Annotated in this window: 15 protein-coding genes and 2 tRNA genes; 7 read left to right on the top strand and 10 right to left on the bottom strand. The window is 68.9% G+C overall.

The window, feature by feature from the left end; all coding sequences use genetic code 11:
• Positions 1-262: 262 nt before the first annotated feature.
• From OG579_RS13650 to OG579_RS13640, 3 genes are all read right to left on the bottom strand, one after another.
• The gene (locus OG579_RS13650) at positions 263-682 is read right to left on the bottom strand and encodes a helix-turn-helix domain-containing protein (RefSeq protein WP_328856358.1); all 420 of its coding nucleotides are present in this window, start codon (positions 680-682) and stop codon (positions 263-265) included.
• A gap of 84 nt (positions 683-766) precedes the next feature.
• The gene (locus tag OG579_RS13645) at positions 767-1282 is read right to left on the bottom strand and encodes a hypothetical protein (RefSeq protein ID WP_328856357.1); all 516 of its coding nucleotides are present in this window, start codon (positions 1280-1282) and stop codon (positions 767-769) included.
• A 500-nt stretch (positions 1283-1782) separates the two neighbouring features.
• Positions 1783-1980 carry a helix-turn-helix domain-containing protein gene (locus tag OG579_RS13640; RefSeq protein ID WP_328856356.1) on the bottom strand — a complete coding sequence of 66 codons (198 nt, stop codon included), beginning with the start codon at positions 1978-1980 and terminating at the stop codon, positions 1783-1785.
• Between the two features lie 110 nt (positions 1981-2090).
• On the opposite strand from OG579_RS13640, the gene OG579_RS13635 reads away from it, so the two are divergent.
• Positions 2091-2729, top strand: a complete 639-nt coding sequence (locus OG579_RS13635; protein WP_328856355.1) for a hypothetical protein — start codon at positions 2091-2093, stop codon at positions 2727-2729.
• Positions 2730-2838: 109 nt separating this feature from the next.
• On the top strand, positions 2839-3915 hold the full coding sequence (locus OG579_RS13630) for a tyrosine-type recombinase/integrase (RefSeq protein WP_328856354.1): 1077 nt from the start codon (positions 2839-2841) through the stop codon (positions 3913-3915).
• A 28-nt stretch (positions 3916-3943) separates the two neighbouring features.
• Here OG579_RS13630 and OG579_RS13625 read toward each other — a convergent pair.
• Together OG579_RS13625 and OG579_RS13620 are read right to left on the bottom strand one after the other, a co-directional pair.
• A tRNA-Arg gene (locus OG579_RS13625) sits at positions 3944-4019 on the bottom strand.
• Positions 4020-4065: 46 nt separating this feature from the next.
• Positions 4066-4157, bottom strand: a tRNA-Ser gene (locus OG579_RS13620).
• A gap of 101 nt (positions 4158-4258) precedes the next feature.
• Here OG579_RS13620 and hisC point away from each other — a divergent pair.
• Entirely contained in the window at positions 4259-5341 is a 1083-nt protein-coding gene (gene hisC / locus OG579_RS13615) for a histidinol-phosphate transaminase (protein ID WP_328856353.1), read from the top strand.
• 58 nt (positions 5342-5399) lie between these two features.
• Positions 5400-5609, top strand: a complete 210-nt coding sequence (locus tag OG579_RS13610; protein ID WP_328856352.1) for a hypothetical protein — start codon at positions 5400-5402, stop codon at positions 5607-5609.
• A 5-nt stretch (positions 5610-5614) separates the two neighbouring features.
• Here OG579_RS13610 and OG579_RS13605 read toward each other — a convergent pair whose 3' ends face one another.
• Entirely contained in the window at positions 5615-6565 is a 951-nt protein-coding gene (locus OG579_RS13605; RefSeq protein WP_328856351.1) for an NADP-dependent oxidoreductase, read from the bottom strand.
• A 119-nt stretch (positions 6566-6684) separates the two neighbouring features.
• On the opposite strand from OG579_RS13605, the gene OG579_RS13600 reads away from it, so the two are divergent.
• Positions 6685-7176, top strand: coding sequence for a MarR family winged helix-turn-helix transcriptional regulator (locus OG579_RS13600; protein WP_328856350.1), 492 nt, complete (start codon positions 6685-6687; stop codon positions 7174-7176).
• 16 nt (positions 7177-7192) lie between these two features.
• Here OG579_RS13600 and OG579_RS13595 read toward each other — a convergent pair whose 3' ends face one another.
• On the bottom strand, positions 7193-8161 hold the full coding sequence (locus OG579_RS13595) for an alpha/beta hydrolase (protein WP_045821151.1): 969 nt from the start codon (positions 8159-8161) through the stop codon (positions 7193-7195).
• A 228-nt stretch (positions 8162-8389) separates the two neighbouring features.
• Here OG579_RS13595 and OG579_RS13590 point away from each other — a divergent pair, with 228 nt between their 5' ends.
• Both OG579_RS13590 and OG579_RS13585 read left to right on the top strand, forming a co-directional pair.
• Positions 8390-8824 carry an acyl-CoA thioesterase gene (locus OG579_RS13590; RefSeq protein WP_238981127.1) on the top strand — a complete coding sequence of 145 codons (435 nt, stop codon included), beginning with the start codon at positions 8390-8392 and terminating at the stop codon, positions 8822-8824.
• A gap of 108 nt (positions 8825-8932) precedes the next feature.
• Positions 8933-10321 (top strand): alpha/beta hydrolase, encoded by a 1389-nt coding sequence (locus OG579_RS13585; protein ID WP_328856349.1) that lies wholly within the window; start codon positions 8933-8935, stop codon positions 10319-10321.
• 176 nt (positions 10322-10497) lie between these two features.
• On the opposite strand, the gene OG579_RS13580 is transcribed toward OG579_RS13585, so the two are convergent.
• Genes OG579_RS13580 through OG579_RS13570 form a run of 3 tightly spaced genes read right to left on the bottom strand, consistent with a single transcriptional unit; the run spans position 10498 to position 14227 of the window.
• Positions 10498-11748, bottom strand: a complete 1251-nt coding sequence (locus tag OG579_RS13580) for a hypothetical protein (RefSeq protein WP_408068678.1) — start codon at positions 11746-11748, stop codon at positions 10498-10500.
• Complete coding sequence (locus tag OG579_RS13575) at positions 11745-12869, bottom strand: acyltransferase family protein (RefSeq protein ID WP_408068823.1); 1125 nt, start codon at positions 12867-12869, stop codon at positions 11745-11747. The genes OG579_RS13580 and OG579_RS13575 overlap by 4 nt, the downstream gene beginning before the upstream one ends.
• 26 nt (positions 12870-12895) lie before the next feature.
• Entirely contained in the window at positions 12896-14227 is a 1332-nt protein-coding gene (locus OG579_RS13570) for a UDP-N-acetylmuramoyl-tripeptide--D-alanyl-D-alanine ligase (RefSeq protein ID WP_328856348.1), read from the bottom strand.
• Positions 14228-14268: the final 41 nt, after the last annotated feature.

The raw sequence follows: 14268 nt of genomic DNA, 5'->3' as shown, positions 1-14268 counted from the left end.
GTCGAGTCATGGGGTACTCCTGGGACGCTCGCACGCGCGGTCGTGAGTTGCGTTTGAACGCAACCACGATGGTCTGGTCAGCTGATCTGTGGTTGATCTGTTCTGGTTGCGCGACACCGGTGTCGCTTGGACTTGCCGAAAATGTCGCTTAGACATGTCACAGATGTCGCTTGGACTGTCACAGATGTCGTTTGGACTTGAGGGCAGCGAGGAAGTCTGGACGACACTGCTGTCGCTTGGAGATTGGCCAGGGAGCGCTTGTCTAAACGACACGGATGTCACCTGGACTTGCATGCTCGGGCGTTGATCGCTCGATCAATTCCGGCATGAATAACACGCCCTCCGGGATCGTGAGGCGGTGCAGATCCGTCCGGTGTGCCGACGAATCTGCCCATCGGTTGCCGCGGCGGACGCGCTCGATGAGACCGGCCTCTCGCAGGGTCACCATGGCGCGATTGACCGTGCGCTCACTGGTGCGCATGTGGTCTGCGACCGTCGCCACCGACGGCCGGACATTCTCGCCGTCCTTGCTCGCATACGTCGCGAGAATCAGCGCAATGCACTTCACCGACGTAGGTAGGTCAGCCGCACGCACCACGCGCTCCCACTCGAATCGCGCAGCAGCCAGGAGAATGCGCGGCGACGAGCACTCCGCGGCGGCCACGGCATCCGCGTCAGACATCGGCGCACTGTCCGGACGCCACCGAGACCCGGCGCGCGAAGGTGCGCGCCGGGTCTCTGCGAAACAGTTGATCGGTCACAGGATTCAGGCAACCTCACGGGCCTGCGCAAGCGCCGTTGCAAACGCCTCGGCGAACTGGGCCGCCTCGGCCACCGTCATGTAGATGTCCACGTCGACGGGTTTCACTCCGCCGGTCAGCTGAACCCATACCGCGACTTCGTCGCCGACGGTGGCGGCGACGCCGGCACAGGCCTGATTTGCCGCGTAGCGCGACGACAGCGTCGCGTCTGTGGGCTCGCTGCACCACCAATGCTCCGGGTCGTTCGGGTCAGTCGTGAGACACCAACCGAACCCGCATCGGTGGTTGCTTCCCGGGACCGGTGACGACGACTGAGAGGGCTTCTCGACAACGGACGTCTGCCGCATGTCGGCGACTACGGCCTCCGCGCCATCGATTTCAGTCGTGCGGTGTCCGAGACACGTTGCGGTGACTGTGTAACTCCGTTCCTCACCCAGCGCTGGAAGGCTGTCGATCAGCTGCTCATTGGTTGCGCCCACGATCCGCACCGACGGCGCGGCCCCTTCTTCGCTGCGATTCATGCCACCACCTCGATCACGCGGTCGGCCAGCTCGAGCAGATCACCCAGGCACTCCGGCCGGACGCCAGCGAGGCGGTCGAGGACGATGTCGCGTCGGAGGTCGTCATTCAACAACGCCTCAACGATGGGGTAGGTCTGATCGACCCCATCGGCCGCGCCACAGCTGATATCCGCCTGGCGGACACCGCGGACTGCCAGCGCTGGTGGGTTGTCGGTGTGTGTGGATATCATTTGCTTGTCTCTTTCCTCTTCAACTGGTTGGAACTGACATCGCCCTCGGGCCGGTTGCACCCGGCACCGGGGGTTTTCTTTGATCACCGCGCAGGTCTTCGGCCTCACAGTGCGAGCACGACCACTCGCTGTTGGCGCACCGGCCGGCGTGGTGATCGGCCAGGGCGCAGGCCTTGGCTCGCTCGACGGCGCGGGTGAAGCGGTGGATCGCGGGCCCCTCGGCGCCGAGGCCGGCGTCTGTGTGCGACTCCAGCGCCGCATCGTCGGCCATTACGCCGCGCCGATACCCAGAGCAGCGCGAAGGTCGGCCGTGGGCACGACATAACGCGAGCCCACCCGAAGAACTCGGACGGGGAACGTTCCACTCCGAGCGGCGGCGTATGCCGTGCTCTTGCCGATCCCGAGAGCCTGGGCCGCGGTGGTTAGGTCCGTCGATACCCCGAGTGCAGCGATCTCATCTGGCGTCATGTTGTGCCCTACTGTTCGTATTCTCGATCGAATCGCCGATATTGATCGGCGCTGCGATCAGTTCTATCTGACGATCGCTATTCCGGTCAAGAACTTGTAGGTTGATCGCCATGTCGAACGACGTCTCGTGGGCGGACACGCTCACCGCACGTGTCGGACGGGCCGTCAGGCAAGCGAGGGAGCCCCGGTCGGTGCAGTGGTTGTCGGACCGCACATATGCACTCGGGCGCCGGATCTCGAAGGCCACCATCTCGGAGCTTGAGACCGGGAAGCGAAAAGCGTTGCCCGTTACCGACCTTCTTCTTCTGGCCGCCGCCCTAGAAGTCCCTCCGGTCGGGCTGCTAGTTGCCGACCTGCCCGACGGGGACGTCGAGATCTTGCCCAGACAGGCCGTCCGCTCTGTCGTTGCGCTGCGGTGGATCTCGGGCGAGGACGTTCTCGCAGAGCGGCCGGGAACTCGAATCGTCGGTCAGGACGGGCTGGAACACTTTCGGGAGTGGGGACGACAGCGCGACGTCTTCGCCGCCAACGCGGAACCCGTCGTGCGCGCGCGAACGATCTTCGAGTTGCGCGAGCGCATCGACGCTGCGGCGCGGGCCATCAACGCGGCACGCACGCGTCTCGAATCACTCACACCCGGCTCGCCGAGGGAGCGAGAATTGCGCGAGTTGCACGACGCCTGGCAGAGCCGTTTCGACGCTGATACGGCCGCGCTCTTCGACCTTGGAGCGGGACCCGACGATGCCTAGGCCGCCGCTCCCCCTGGGCACCTGGGGCAGGGTGACCCGAGCCGAGCTCGGCGCCGGCCAGTGGCGCGCTCGAGCGAAGTACCGCGACTTCGATGGCGTCACCCGCACCGTGGAGCGTTTCGACCGCACTGGCGCGGCCGCCGAGCGGAAGCTCGTCACCGCGCTTCGAGATCGGTCGCGCGCGGGAGCCGCCGACGAGATCACGCCCGACACGACTCTGGCAGCCGTGGCAGACCTATGGCTGTCGTCTCTTGATGCCGGCGGGCGGCACACGGACCAGACGATCTCGCTGTACCGGTCGGCGGTCGACCGACACATCCGGCCGGCCCTCGGTGGCGTCCGGGTACGTGAGACCTCCGTGGGGACGTTGGAGCGGTTCCTTGCCAGTGTCGACGGCGTGGCGATCGCGAAGCGGTGCCGTGTGTGTCTCAGCGCGATGCTGGGACTTGCCGCGCGCCACGACGCGATCAAGGGCAACCCGGTGCGCGATACGACGTCTCGGACGACACCACGCGGGGAGCGCGTGCCGGTCCGGGCGCTCGATCTCGCCGAGCTCGCGCAGCTTCGGCAGAACGTGGCCGCGTGGTCGGGTGGAAACCACTTCGGCCCGCCGCGTTCGGCGGACATGCCCGACCTGTTCGACGTCATGCTCGGCACCGGTGGCCGCATCGGCGAGGTGCTAGCGATCCGTCGTGGTGACGTTGACCTCGCGGCGTCGCCGCCGACCCTGACGTTCACCGGGACCGTGGTGGGCAGCCATCGCCAGGCCTTCGGTAAGACATCGACGTCGCACCGGACGGTGGTGCTCCCCCACTTCGCCGCGGTCGCCATTCGCCGGCAGATCGCGCGCGACATCCCGACCGACGACGACCTGCTGTTCCCCTCCCGCACCGGGGGCGTGCGCTCGACGCACAACGTCCGCCGACAGCTGCGCGACGCCCGGGGTGACGAGTTCGAGTGGGTCACGCCGCACACCTTGCGGAAGACGACCGCGACAACGATCGAGCGCGAGGTCGACATCGAGGCAGCGGCCGCCCAGCTCGGGCACTCTGGCAGCCGCGTCACTCGCGAGCACTACGTCGAGCGCGCGGCCCAGGCGCCCGATCTCCGATCGGCGCTCGACGCGCTCGCACCGGTTTCGGGTGGGTTTCGGGTGGGCCAACGAGAATCGGCACCTTCCGCGTGAGGCGGAAAGTGCCGATTACCTGCAATGATGGTGCGCCCGAAGGGATTCGAACCCCTAACCTCTTGATCCGTAGTCAAGTGCTCTATCCGTTGAGCTACGGGCGCGTGCTTTTCAGTTGTGGCGGTCCGGCCCCGCGAGGGGCCGATGCCGTGGCGGAGGCGAGAGGATTTGAACCTCCGGTCCCGTTTTAGCGGGACAATTCATTAGCAGTGAATCCCATTCGGCCGCTCTGGCACGCCTCCAGCGAGTCCTTGCGAACTGCCGAACGCAAAGGTTACACACGGGTTGACTTGCGGAGCAAACCGGTTGGTGACGTGGCGATATGCCGCCTAGATTTGAGCACGTGACACCACGAATCCGTCCCGATCTGGCCACCGTGCCCGCGTACGTGCCGGGCAAGACCTTCCCCGGATCGGTCAAGCTCGCGAGCAACGAGGTCACCTTCGGGCCGCTGCCCAGCGTCGCCGCGGCCATCGCCGACGCCGCAGCCTCGCTCAACCGCTATCCCGACAACGGGATGGTCGAGCTCACCGAGGCCCTCGCCAAGAAGCTGGGTGTGACGCCCGACAACATCCAGACCGGCTGCGGCTCGGTCAGCCTGTGCCAGAACCTCATCACCATCACCACGACACCCGGCGACGAGGTGCTGTTCGGCTGGCGGTCGTTCGAGACCTATCCGCTCGCGACCCGTGTCGCCGGCGCGACACCGGTCCAGATCCCGCTCACCGGGGACCACACCTACGACCTCGCCGCGATGGCCGAGGCGATCACCGAGCGCACCCGCCTGATCTTCGTCTGCAACCCCAACAACCCGACCGGCACCATCGTCACCGCCGACGACCTGGTCGACTTCCTCGACCGCGTGCCGCCGGAGATCGTGGTCGCCCTCGACGAGGCCTACATCGAGTACGTGCAGCCCTCGCAGGCGCAGAGCTACGACGCGATCGAGCTGCACCGCCGCTACCCGAATCTGGTCGTCCTGCGGACCTTCTCGAAGGCCTACGGGCTGGCGGGCCTGCGCGTCGGGTACGCGATCGCCGACCCGACCGTCATCGACGGCCTCCGTCGCGTGCACGTGCCGTTCAGCGTCAACACGCTCGCGCAGGCCGCGGCCGTCGCCTGCCTGGCCGCCGACGACGAGTTGCTCGCCCGGACCGAGGCGGTCGTCGCCGAGCGTGACCGCGTGACCACTTGTCTGCGCGACCTCGGCTACCGGGTCGCCGACTCTCAGGCGAACTTCGTGTGGATCGACCTGGGCGCCGATGCCCTCGATTTCGCCGCCGCGAGCATCGACCACGGCGTCGTGATCCGCCCGTTCGCCGGCGACGGTGTGCGGGTCACGGTCACCGAGGCGGCCGAGACCGACGTGTTCCTCGCGTTCGCCGAGAACTGGGCTCGCGAGCGCAGGGCGGGCGAGCATCGCTGACGCACCCCGCGCCGACGGCCTCGGGTTCGCCCAGTGTGCGCGGACCCGCGGGTGCAACATGTTCCCGCACTACCTCGAGGTCGCCGGCTGGCTCGCGCTCGCGGCGGTGACGCTGGCGTGGATCGCGATGGCCGTCTACGTCACGTTCGATCTCGTGAGTCGCGAGGTGGCATCGCGACCGCGACGACAGCGACTCGCCCTGATCTGGCTCGTGCCGATCGTCGGCGTCGCGGTCCACCTGCTGGCCACCCGCCGCGACGCCCGCTGACCGCCTCACCCGACCGTGTCGTCGACGACCACGACGATCTTGCCGGAGATCTGACCCCGCGCCGCGCGGGCGTGGACGTCGATCACTCCCGTGAGCGAGACCCGTTCTGCGACATCGACGGTCAGTTCACCCCGATCGACCCGGGTGGCGAGCTCGGCCAGCTGTGCGGCGTCGCTGCGCACGTACATGTCGACGCCTCGGACACCGCGGGCGGCATCGGCCGGGGCGGGCATCCACACGGTCGTGTTGACCACGACACCGCCGTCACCGACCAGGGCGGCGAGCGCGGTGAGACGGTCGGGGTCGATCGCCGCCAGGTTCAGCAGGACATCGACCGGCTCGGTCACCGCGTCGAGCAGATCGGTCGCGGTGTGGTCGACGATCTCGTGGGCGCCGGCGGCCGTGACCCGCGCACGGCTCGACGGACCCGCGGTGGCGATGACGTGTGCGCCGGCGGCGGCAGCCAACTGCACCGCATAGCCGCCGACAGCGCCACCGGCTCCGTTGACCAGGATCCGTTGTCCCGCACGTAGTCCGGCGTGCTCGAACAGTGCCTGCCAGGCCGTGAGACTCACCAGCGGGAGTGCGGCCGCGTCGGCGAGAGGGATGGACGTCGGCGCGGGCGTGAGCCCGTCGACCGCGGCGACGACGTACTCGGCCGATGCACCGTCGGGGGCGAACGGCAGGAACCCGATCACCCGGTCACCGACGGCGAACCGGTCCGCGCCGTCCCCGAGGGCGTCGACGACACCGGCGACGTCGAGGCCGGGAACTTGCGGGAGGTCGACCGGGATCGGCCCCTGCATGGCGCCCGCACGGATGGTGCCGTCGACGCTGTTGAACGACGTCGCGGCGACGCGGATCCGCACCTGGCCCTCGGCGGGCTCCGGCCGGTCGACCTCCTCGTACCGCAGGGTGTCGGGGCTCCCGTACTCGTGGAATCGCAGTGCCTTCATGGTCTCGACCTCTCTGACGTTCTCGATGTGCTGCGAATTCGAAGCACATCGAGAACGGTAGACCTAGTACGAATTCGAAGCAAGTGTTTCGAATGCGAAGCACGTCGTAGGGTCGATCCATGTCCGACCACCCCGCACCTCTCGACCGGACCCAGCTGGAGGCCTACTTCGCGCTGATGGATGTGGCCGGCCTGCTCCGACACGCGGTGGAGCAGCAGCTCCGCGACGCGGGCGACCTCAGCTACGTGCAGTTCCAGCTCCTGGCACGCCTGGGGCTGAACTCACCGACGGGCAGCGAACGGATGACCGATCTCGCCGACGGCGTCGTGTACAGCCGCAGCGGGTTGACCTACCAGGCGGGACTGCTGGAGAAGGCGGGCCTGGTCACCCGCGCACCCTCGGCCGACGACGAACGAGGAGTCACGGTGACCATCACCGAGAGTGGCCGCGACCGCCTGGCCGCGGTGCTCCCCGGGCACACCGCGGTGCTGCGGGATCAGCTCTTCGGACCGATGTCGACCGACGCCCCGGAGGCGTTGGCCGCGTTGCTGTCGCCCGTGCGGGCGCACATGCGCTCCGCGCCGCCACGATCGGCCGCGCGTCGACGATGAGCGGGAGTGCGTCGGGCTAGAGCCCCCGGGCGATGGTGGGCCACAGTTCGGGCAGGTCACGCGACCAATACGCCCAGGAGTGGGTGCCGATCAGCGGGAAGCTCTCCGTCGCGGGGACGTTGTTGGCGCGCAGGGTGACCGCGAACTCCAGCGAGCACCGGTAGGCGCCGCTCTCGAGGCCCGATGCGGCGAACAGCTGCTGCTGGCGCGACATCCCCGGATCGAGCGGGGCGGTGAAGTCGAGCGGTCCGATGGCCCCCGACCCGGCCGAGATGTAGAGGTTCTTCCCGCGCAACTTGTCGAGGTGCAGGCTCGGATCGTGTGCGGCCCAGTTCGGCCCCTGGATCGGGCCCCACATGTTGGTGGCGTCGCCGCCGTCGCGTGCGACCGTGGCGCGGACGTAGGCCTCGTTGAGCAGGCCGCTGACCGGCGGGCAGCCGCTGAGCGACGCGGCACCGGTGTAGAGGTTCGGGTGGCGGAAGGTGAGGGCGAGGGCGGCCTGGCCGCCCATCGACAGACCGACGATCGCGTTGCGGCCGTTGCCGTTGTAGTACCGGTCGATCAGCGGGGGGAGCTCCTCGGTCAGGAACGTCTCCCACATCGGCTGGCCGACCACGGGGTCCTTGCGGTCCCAATCGGTGTAGAACGAGCCCTTGCCGCCCGACGGCAGCACCACGTTGACGTTCTTGTCCTCGAAGAACTTCACCGCGTTGCCCTTGGTGATCCAGTCGCTGACCGCGCCGGTCGCGCCGGCACCGTCGAGCATGTAGACCGTCGACCGCGAGACCGACGTGTCGCGGGGCAGCAGCACCGAGACGCTGACCTTGCCGCGCATGGCCGGGGAATCGACGGTGAGGTCGAGATGCCGGGGCGTGACCTTGGTGACGGTGTCGAGGGTCGCCACGGTCGGGGCGGGCGCAGCGGGGGCCGCGGACGCGATCGGCCCGACGAGCACGCCGGACCCCGCGAGCAGTCCGGCCGCCATCAGGATCGGGGCGGCGGCACGGAGCAACCCCCGAGCACGCACACCCACACCATGTCGTGACATCTGAGAACCCCTCACGGCCGATCACCTCCCCCGACGCGACCTCGAGCCGCACTTCACTACAGCGAGAGTACCGAGCGATCCGACGCCGAACAGCGATCTATCGTGGATCGGCATACTTCAGGTCGGTCACGATTGGGCCACCACGACGCAACGGAGGCGCCCACCGTGCTCGAACCCGACGCGTTCGCCTTCGAGGCCACGGTCGGGGTCCGGTGGTCCGACGCCGACAGCACGGGCGCGATCAACGACGCCCGCCTGGTCACCCTGATGGAGGAGGCGCGGGTGGCGTGGCTTCTCAGCGCGGGCGCGGAGTACCGACCCCTGATCACCAGCGCGATGATCGTGACCGTCGGCGTCCGGTTCCATCGCCGCCTCACGCATCGGGACGGTCCGTTGCGCATCGGGATGTGGATCGACCGGTACCGGTCGGTCGACTTCGAGATCGGCTACGAGATCCGCGCGGCGGCGAACCCCGCCGGCTCCGCACCGGCGTGCACCGCCACGACGCAGATGGCCGTCGTCGACATCGAGAACCACACCCTGCGACGCCTCACCAGCGAGGAGAAGGGCCACCTGTCGGCGTGGTCGCGGCCCGCCTGAACACCTGCTCCACACTCGCCGCTTCGTCCGTTTTCCGCCGTTCCGTCCGCTTTCGGTTCCCAGGAAACTCACAGTCCCGCAACCGATTACGCGGGCACAATCGGTGTCGTGCCTGTGTCGCCACACCAGGGTGTGTCCCTGCTCGACGGGTGGTTCCCGCTCACGCTGCAGATTCTCGCCGCCGTCGTCCTCGTCGTCGCCGTCGGATGGAGGACCCGCCGCTGGCGCCTCCTCTGGTTCCCGATCGCCGTCGTCGTTGCCGTGGGCGGCGCGTGGGCCGTGCACCTCTATTTCGACTCCGAGGGCCTCGCGACCGACCCCGCCCCCTGGCAGCTGTGGGTGTGGGTGGGCCTGAGTATCGGTGCGCTCGCGGTACTCGTCCTGGGTTTCACGACCGCGCGGTGGTGGCGACGTGGCGTGACGCTGGTGGCGGTGCTGCTGACCGTCCTCACGACCTCGGTCATCCTCAACCAGTGGGTGGGCTACTACCCGACGCTGTCGGCCGCCTGGGGTGCGATCACCGCCGGACCCCTGCCCGATCAGGTGTCGGCGTCCGCCCTGCCGTCACTGCGCTCCACCGCGCGCACGAAGGGTGCGGTCGTCCCGATGACGACCACCGACTCGATCAGCCACTTCGCGCATCGCACCGAGTACGTCTACCTGCCGCCCGCGTGGTTCCGCGGAGCGACTCCGCCCGCCTTGCCCGTGGTGATGATGATCGCCGGCGAGTTCAACACCCCGTCGGACTGGATCCGCACCGGCGACGCCATCTCGATCGCCGACACCTACGCGGCGAAGCACGGCGGTGAGGCACCGGTGCTCGCGTTCGTCGACGCCGGGGGCTCGTTCAACAACGACACCGAGTGTGTGAACGGTCCACGCGGCAACGTCGCGACCCATCTGACCGACGAGGTCCGCCCGGCCGTGATCTCGCAGTTCCACACCGCGTCGACGGCGGCGCAGTGGGGCATCGTCGGATGGTCGATGGGCGGTACGTGCTCGGTCGATCTGACCGTGATGCACCCCGATCTCTTCTCGAGCTATGTCGACATCGCGGGTGACGCGGCGCCTGTGGCGGGCACCGCGGCCCAGAGCGTGCAGCGACTGTTCGGCGGGAATGCCTCGGCGGCAGCGTCGTTCGACCCGACGACGGTGATGGCGCGTCACGGGCCGTACGTCGGGGTCTCGGCACGGTACGAGGAGGCCGACCAGAAAGGGATGCCGCGGTGGCGCGGCAACCACGCGTTCCACGGCGGCGGGAAGCATGCCCCCGGTGGGCAGCAGGGCGGCGCGGGTGCCGGTCTCGGCGGGCGCGGTGACGGGGGGACCAACGATCAGTCGCAGGCCGCGGCGACGTTGTGCGCCGACAACCGCGAGGTCGACATCACCTGCACCATCGACACCCGGCCCGGCCGGCACTCATGGCAGTTCGCCGCGGGCGCGCTCCAGGACACCCTGCCGTGGATCTCCCACCAGATCGGTGTCGAGGCCTCCTGACACGCCAGTTGGGCACGTAACGACCGCAGTTGGGCACGTAACGACCGCAGTTGGGCACCCGCGCCCCACGTGCTCGGCCAACTGCCCAACTGCGGGAGTTACGTGCCCAACTGCGGGAGTTACGTGCCCAACTGAGGGAGTTACGTGCCCAACTGACGGGGTGGGGTGCCCGAGGGTCAGCGGGGCTTGGGCCCCTCGGTCGAGGACAGGCGGAGGATGTTGCCCTGCAACACGTCCCGGTAGATGCGCAGCTGTTCCTCGCCGGAGCGCACCTGCTCGGTGAGTCGCTTGGTGTTGTCGACGGAGATCTCCCGGTCACCCGAGCGGGCGACGAGACGGTCGATGCGGTCGTCGATGGTGGCCGTGTGCGCGAACTCCGCGAGCACCCGCAGCTCCACCGCCGCCGACTCGACCACCTCGGCCACCGACGCCAGTGCGGCGACCCGCTCGACGAGTTCACCCCACACCGGCCGCAGCGCGCCCTCGCGTCCGTCGATGTGCGAGGTGAAGTCGGCGTCGAACCCGGCCGCGCGCCGACTGGCGTCGAGATCGATGCGGATGGTGCGCAATGCGATCACGTCGGCGGCGATGTCGGCGAGTTCGGCGTGCAGGTCGACAGCGGTGCGCTGGATCTCGAAGTGTTCGGAATGCCATGCCGGACAATGCATCACCCGGTCGTAGAACGAACCGGCGGCGAACAGGATCGTCTCGTAGCCGTCGACGAAGCGGGCGTCGTCGGAGGTGGTGAAGGTGTCGGTGTCCCCGACGAGCTCGGCGACCCATCGATGGCCGCGCTCGAGTCCTGCTCGCGCAGCGGCGGATCCGACCATCCCGGCGACCCGGTCGATCGCGGCGGTTCCGGCGCGACGGACGTAGCCGCCGGAATCGACGTTGGGTGTCGGGGTGTAGGTGAGTCCCAGGAACAATCGCTCGCGGTCGGCGAGTTCGAGGTGGACACCCTCGCGGCGTTCGCGCCGGATCCCACGGATGCTGGTCGAGAAGATGCCCTTGCCGTTGACGAGAGATTTGCGGGCGTCGTCGAGCCGACGCACGAACGTGTTGCGACGACTCCGCAGCACCGGCGCCACCATGCCCGGGATCATCGGGTTGCCGAGCTGGGCCTCGATGGCGTTGACGGTGCGGTGCATCCGGCGCAGTTCACCGAAGCCGCCGCGACCGTCCCCGAGAACGGCCTGCGCCGTGGGGATCGGGAGACCGGAGGACATGCGGCGGGTCATGATCGCCCGGGCGGGTTCGGTGAGGTGACCGGAGGCGATGATGACGGCGGCGGAGTCGGACAGTTCGGGATGCGGGCCCGGGATGATCGAGCGCTCGCACCAGCGTCGGATCGCGGCGGCGTCGACCCCGGGGGTGGCGGCACGAGCGGCCTCGGGCCGGTCCGGGGTGTCGCGATCGGGGCTGGTCACACCGTCGATGGTACGGATCGGACGCGCTCTCGACCGCTGGGACGACGCCAGATGACCGACGTCACGCGATGCAGCGCCCACGCGATCGGGGCGGTGATGACCGTCGTCACCACGAACACGCCGATCGTCGACCCGGTGAAGGTGCGGTAGTCGAGGATGTCCATCACGATCTCCAGCACGAGGAGGTGGGTGAGGAAGAACTCGTAGGAGATCTCACCGAGCCACACGATCATCGGCCGCGACAGCAGGCGGTCGATCCACGAGCCCGGTGGCCCGAGGACGAGCGCGCCGACGAGGCACATCGCGGCGCCCAGGTAGAGCATGAGCTTGATGACGGTGGCCGACATCGTCGTCGGGGTGATGGTGGGTTCGCCGGCGAAACCGGCGCAGCTGAGTTGGAAGAGCAGCACGGCGATCAGCACGAGGAGCGTCGGGTTGGCGCGCACCGACACCTGCACCGCGACGGCCAGGATCATCCCACCGACGAACCAGCTGAGGAAGGCCGGTGGCCACAGCCGCGCCGTCGGATCGATGCCCGACCCGCTGTGGGTCGCCAGCGCCCACAGCGGCGAGATCGTCAGCAGCGCCACCAGGCTGACCAGCACCAGGTCGGGGCGCCACCGCCGGCGGCAGACGATCGCGGTGATCACCCACCCGATGGCGGGCAGCGCGAGGTAGAACACGACCTCCACCGCGAGACTCCACATCTGCGTGAGTGCGGTGTGCAGGTGTCCGAAGCCGTAGATCTGGGTGAGTGTCAGGTTGCGGACCAGGCCGCCGACGCCCCGGCCGAACTCGGAGTCGTCGGTGCGGAACCACGCGTAGACGGCGTAGACCACGAGCACGGTGACCCAGTAGGCGGGCAGGATGCGGCGCACCCGGTGATCGGCGTAGCGCCGCAGCGACGGTGAGCCGGTGCCCTGGGCGAGACCCGAGATCCACGGGCGGAACAGCAGGAACCCCGACAGCGTGAAGAAGATCGGCACGCCGATCTCGAGGCGCGCGAGGATCCGACCCGGCAGGTCGTCGGTGTAGTGGCCGGTCCAGAAGGCCGCGTGCGAGGCGCACACCAGAAGCGCCGCGACACCGCGGATCCCGGTGAGCGACGACGAGAGGCGCAGCGCCGGTGTGGCGTTCGCCGTCTCGCTCAGTGCGCGCCCGTGGTCGTGAGCAGGGCCTGCGCCACCCGTTCGAGCGCGGCGACCCGACTGCCCTTCACCAGGACCGCGTCCCCGTCCCCGAGATCGCCGAGGGCCAGCACGGCGTCGTCGATGTCGGCGACATGGGTGGCGCGCGGACCGTAATCCGGCGCGTCGACGGCGATCACGTCGATCCCCAGTTCGGCGGCGCGGTCACTGATCGCGAGGTGCTCGGCGCGCGCGGTGCCGCCGAGCTCGGCCATGACACCCAGGACGGCGAGCTTGCGGTTGCCCGTCAGCCCGGCGAGCGCCTCCAGTGCGGCGACCATCGACGTCGGGTTGGCGTTGTAGGAGTCGTTGAGGATCTGCACACCGGAGTCGGTGCGCGACAGTTCCATGCGCAGACCGGAGATCGCCGCACCCGACAGGCCCTCGGCGATGCGATCGACACCGAGCCCGATCCCGCCGGCGACCGCCGCCGCGGCGAGCGCGTTGTGGACCTGGTGACGGCCGCGCGCCTGCATCGACACCTCGATCGACCCCCACGGGGTGTGCAGCACGAAGGTGGGTCGGAGTTCGGCGTCGACACGGATGTCGGTGGCGCGGACATCGGCGGTGGGCGCCGACCCGTAGGCGATGACCCGCGCCGAGGTGCGTGCCGCCATCGACACCACCTCCGCCTGATCGGCGTTGAGCACGGCGAGACCGTCGTCGGGGAGCGACGCGATGAGCTCGCCCTTGGCCTGCACGATCGAGGCGATGTCGCCGAACAGTTCGAGATGCACGCCGTCGACCCGGGTCACGACCCCGATCGTCGGATGGGCGATCTCGCAGAGTGTCGCGATGTGGCCGACGCCGCGCGCACCCATCTCCACCACGACGGCCTCGGTGTCATCGGGGGCGTTGAACAGGGTCAGCGGCAGGCCGAGCTCGTTGTTGAACGAGCGCTCGTTGGCCGCGGTCCGCAGACCCGTCGACAGGACGCGCGCCAGGAGGTCCTTCGTCGAGGTCTTGCCGACCGACCCGGTGACGCCGATGACAGGGCCGGTGACACGGTCACGGGCCGCCGTGCCGAGGCGGGCGAGCGCCGTCGCGGTGTCGTCGACCTCGACGACGGTCACCCCCGGGACGTCGACCGGGGTCGAGGCCAGGGTCACGCTCGCACCCGCGGCCACCGCGGTGCCGATGAACTCGTGGCCGTCTCGTGCGGCCACGATGGGCACGAACAGCTGACCGGCGGTGATGGTGCGCGAGTCGATGCCTGCGCCCGACACCGTCGTGTCGGGGCCGATCAGGCGACCACCGGTCGCCGCGGCCACCTCCGTTGCTGTGAATTGCACGCATCGAAACTACTCCGCGGCAGCGCTGCCCCCTGCCGAAC

Origin of the sequence: Williamsia herbipolensis, assembly GCF_036153515.1 — a bacterium.
Taxonomy (GTDB): Bacteria; Actinomycetota; Actinomycetes; order Mycobacteriales; family Mycobacteriaceae; genus Williamsia_A; species Williamsia_A herbipolensis.
The sequence above is the reverse complement of the archived record's forward strand: the minus strand, read 5'-3'. Positions and strand labels throughout refer to the sequence as shown.

What these genes read in the sequence shown, in the direction of transcription:
- OG579_RS13650 (WP_328856358.1), bottom strand. Translation starts at nt 682, where the DNA reads ATGTCTGACGCGGATGCCGTGGCCGCCGCGGAGTGCTCGTCGCCGCGC.
- OG579_RS13645 (WP_328856357.1), bottom strand. Translation starts at nt 1,282, where the DNA reads ATGAATCGCAGCGAAGAAGGGGCCGCGCCGTCGGTGCGGATCGTGGGC.
- OG579_RS13640 (WP_328856356.1), bottom strand. Translation starts at nt 1,980, where the DNA reads ATGACGCCAGATGAGATCGCTGCACTCGGGGTATCGACGGACCTAACC.
- OG579_RS13635 (WP_328856355.1), top strand. Translation starts at nt 2,091, where the DNA reads ATGTCGAACGACGTCTCGTGGGCGGACACGCTCACCGCACGTGTCGGA.
- OG579_RS13610 (WP_328856352.1), top strand. Translation starts at nt 5,400, where the DNA reads ATGTTCCCGCACTACCTCGAGGTCGCCGGCTGGCTCGCGCTCGCGGCG.
- OG579_RS13605 (WP_328856351.1), bottom strand. Translation starts at nt 6,565, where the DNA reads ATGAAGGCACTGCGATTCCACGAGTACGGGAGCCCCGACACCCTGCGG.
- OG579_RS13600 (WP_328856350.1), top strand. Translation starts at nt 6,685, where the DNA reads ATGTCCGACCACCCCGCACCTCTCGACCGGACCCAGCTGGAGGCCTAC.
- OG579_RS13595 (WP_045821151.1), bottom strand. Translation starts at nt 8,161, where the DNA reads ATGGCGGCCGGACTGCTCGCGGGGTCCGGCGTGCTCGTCGGGCCGATC.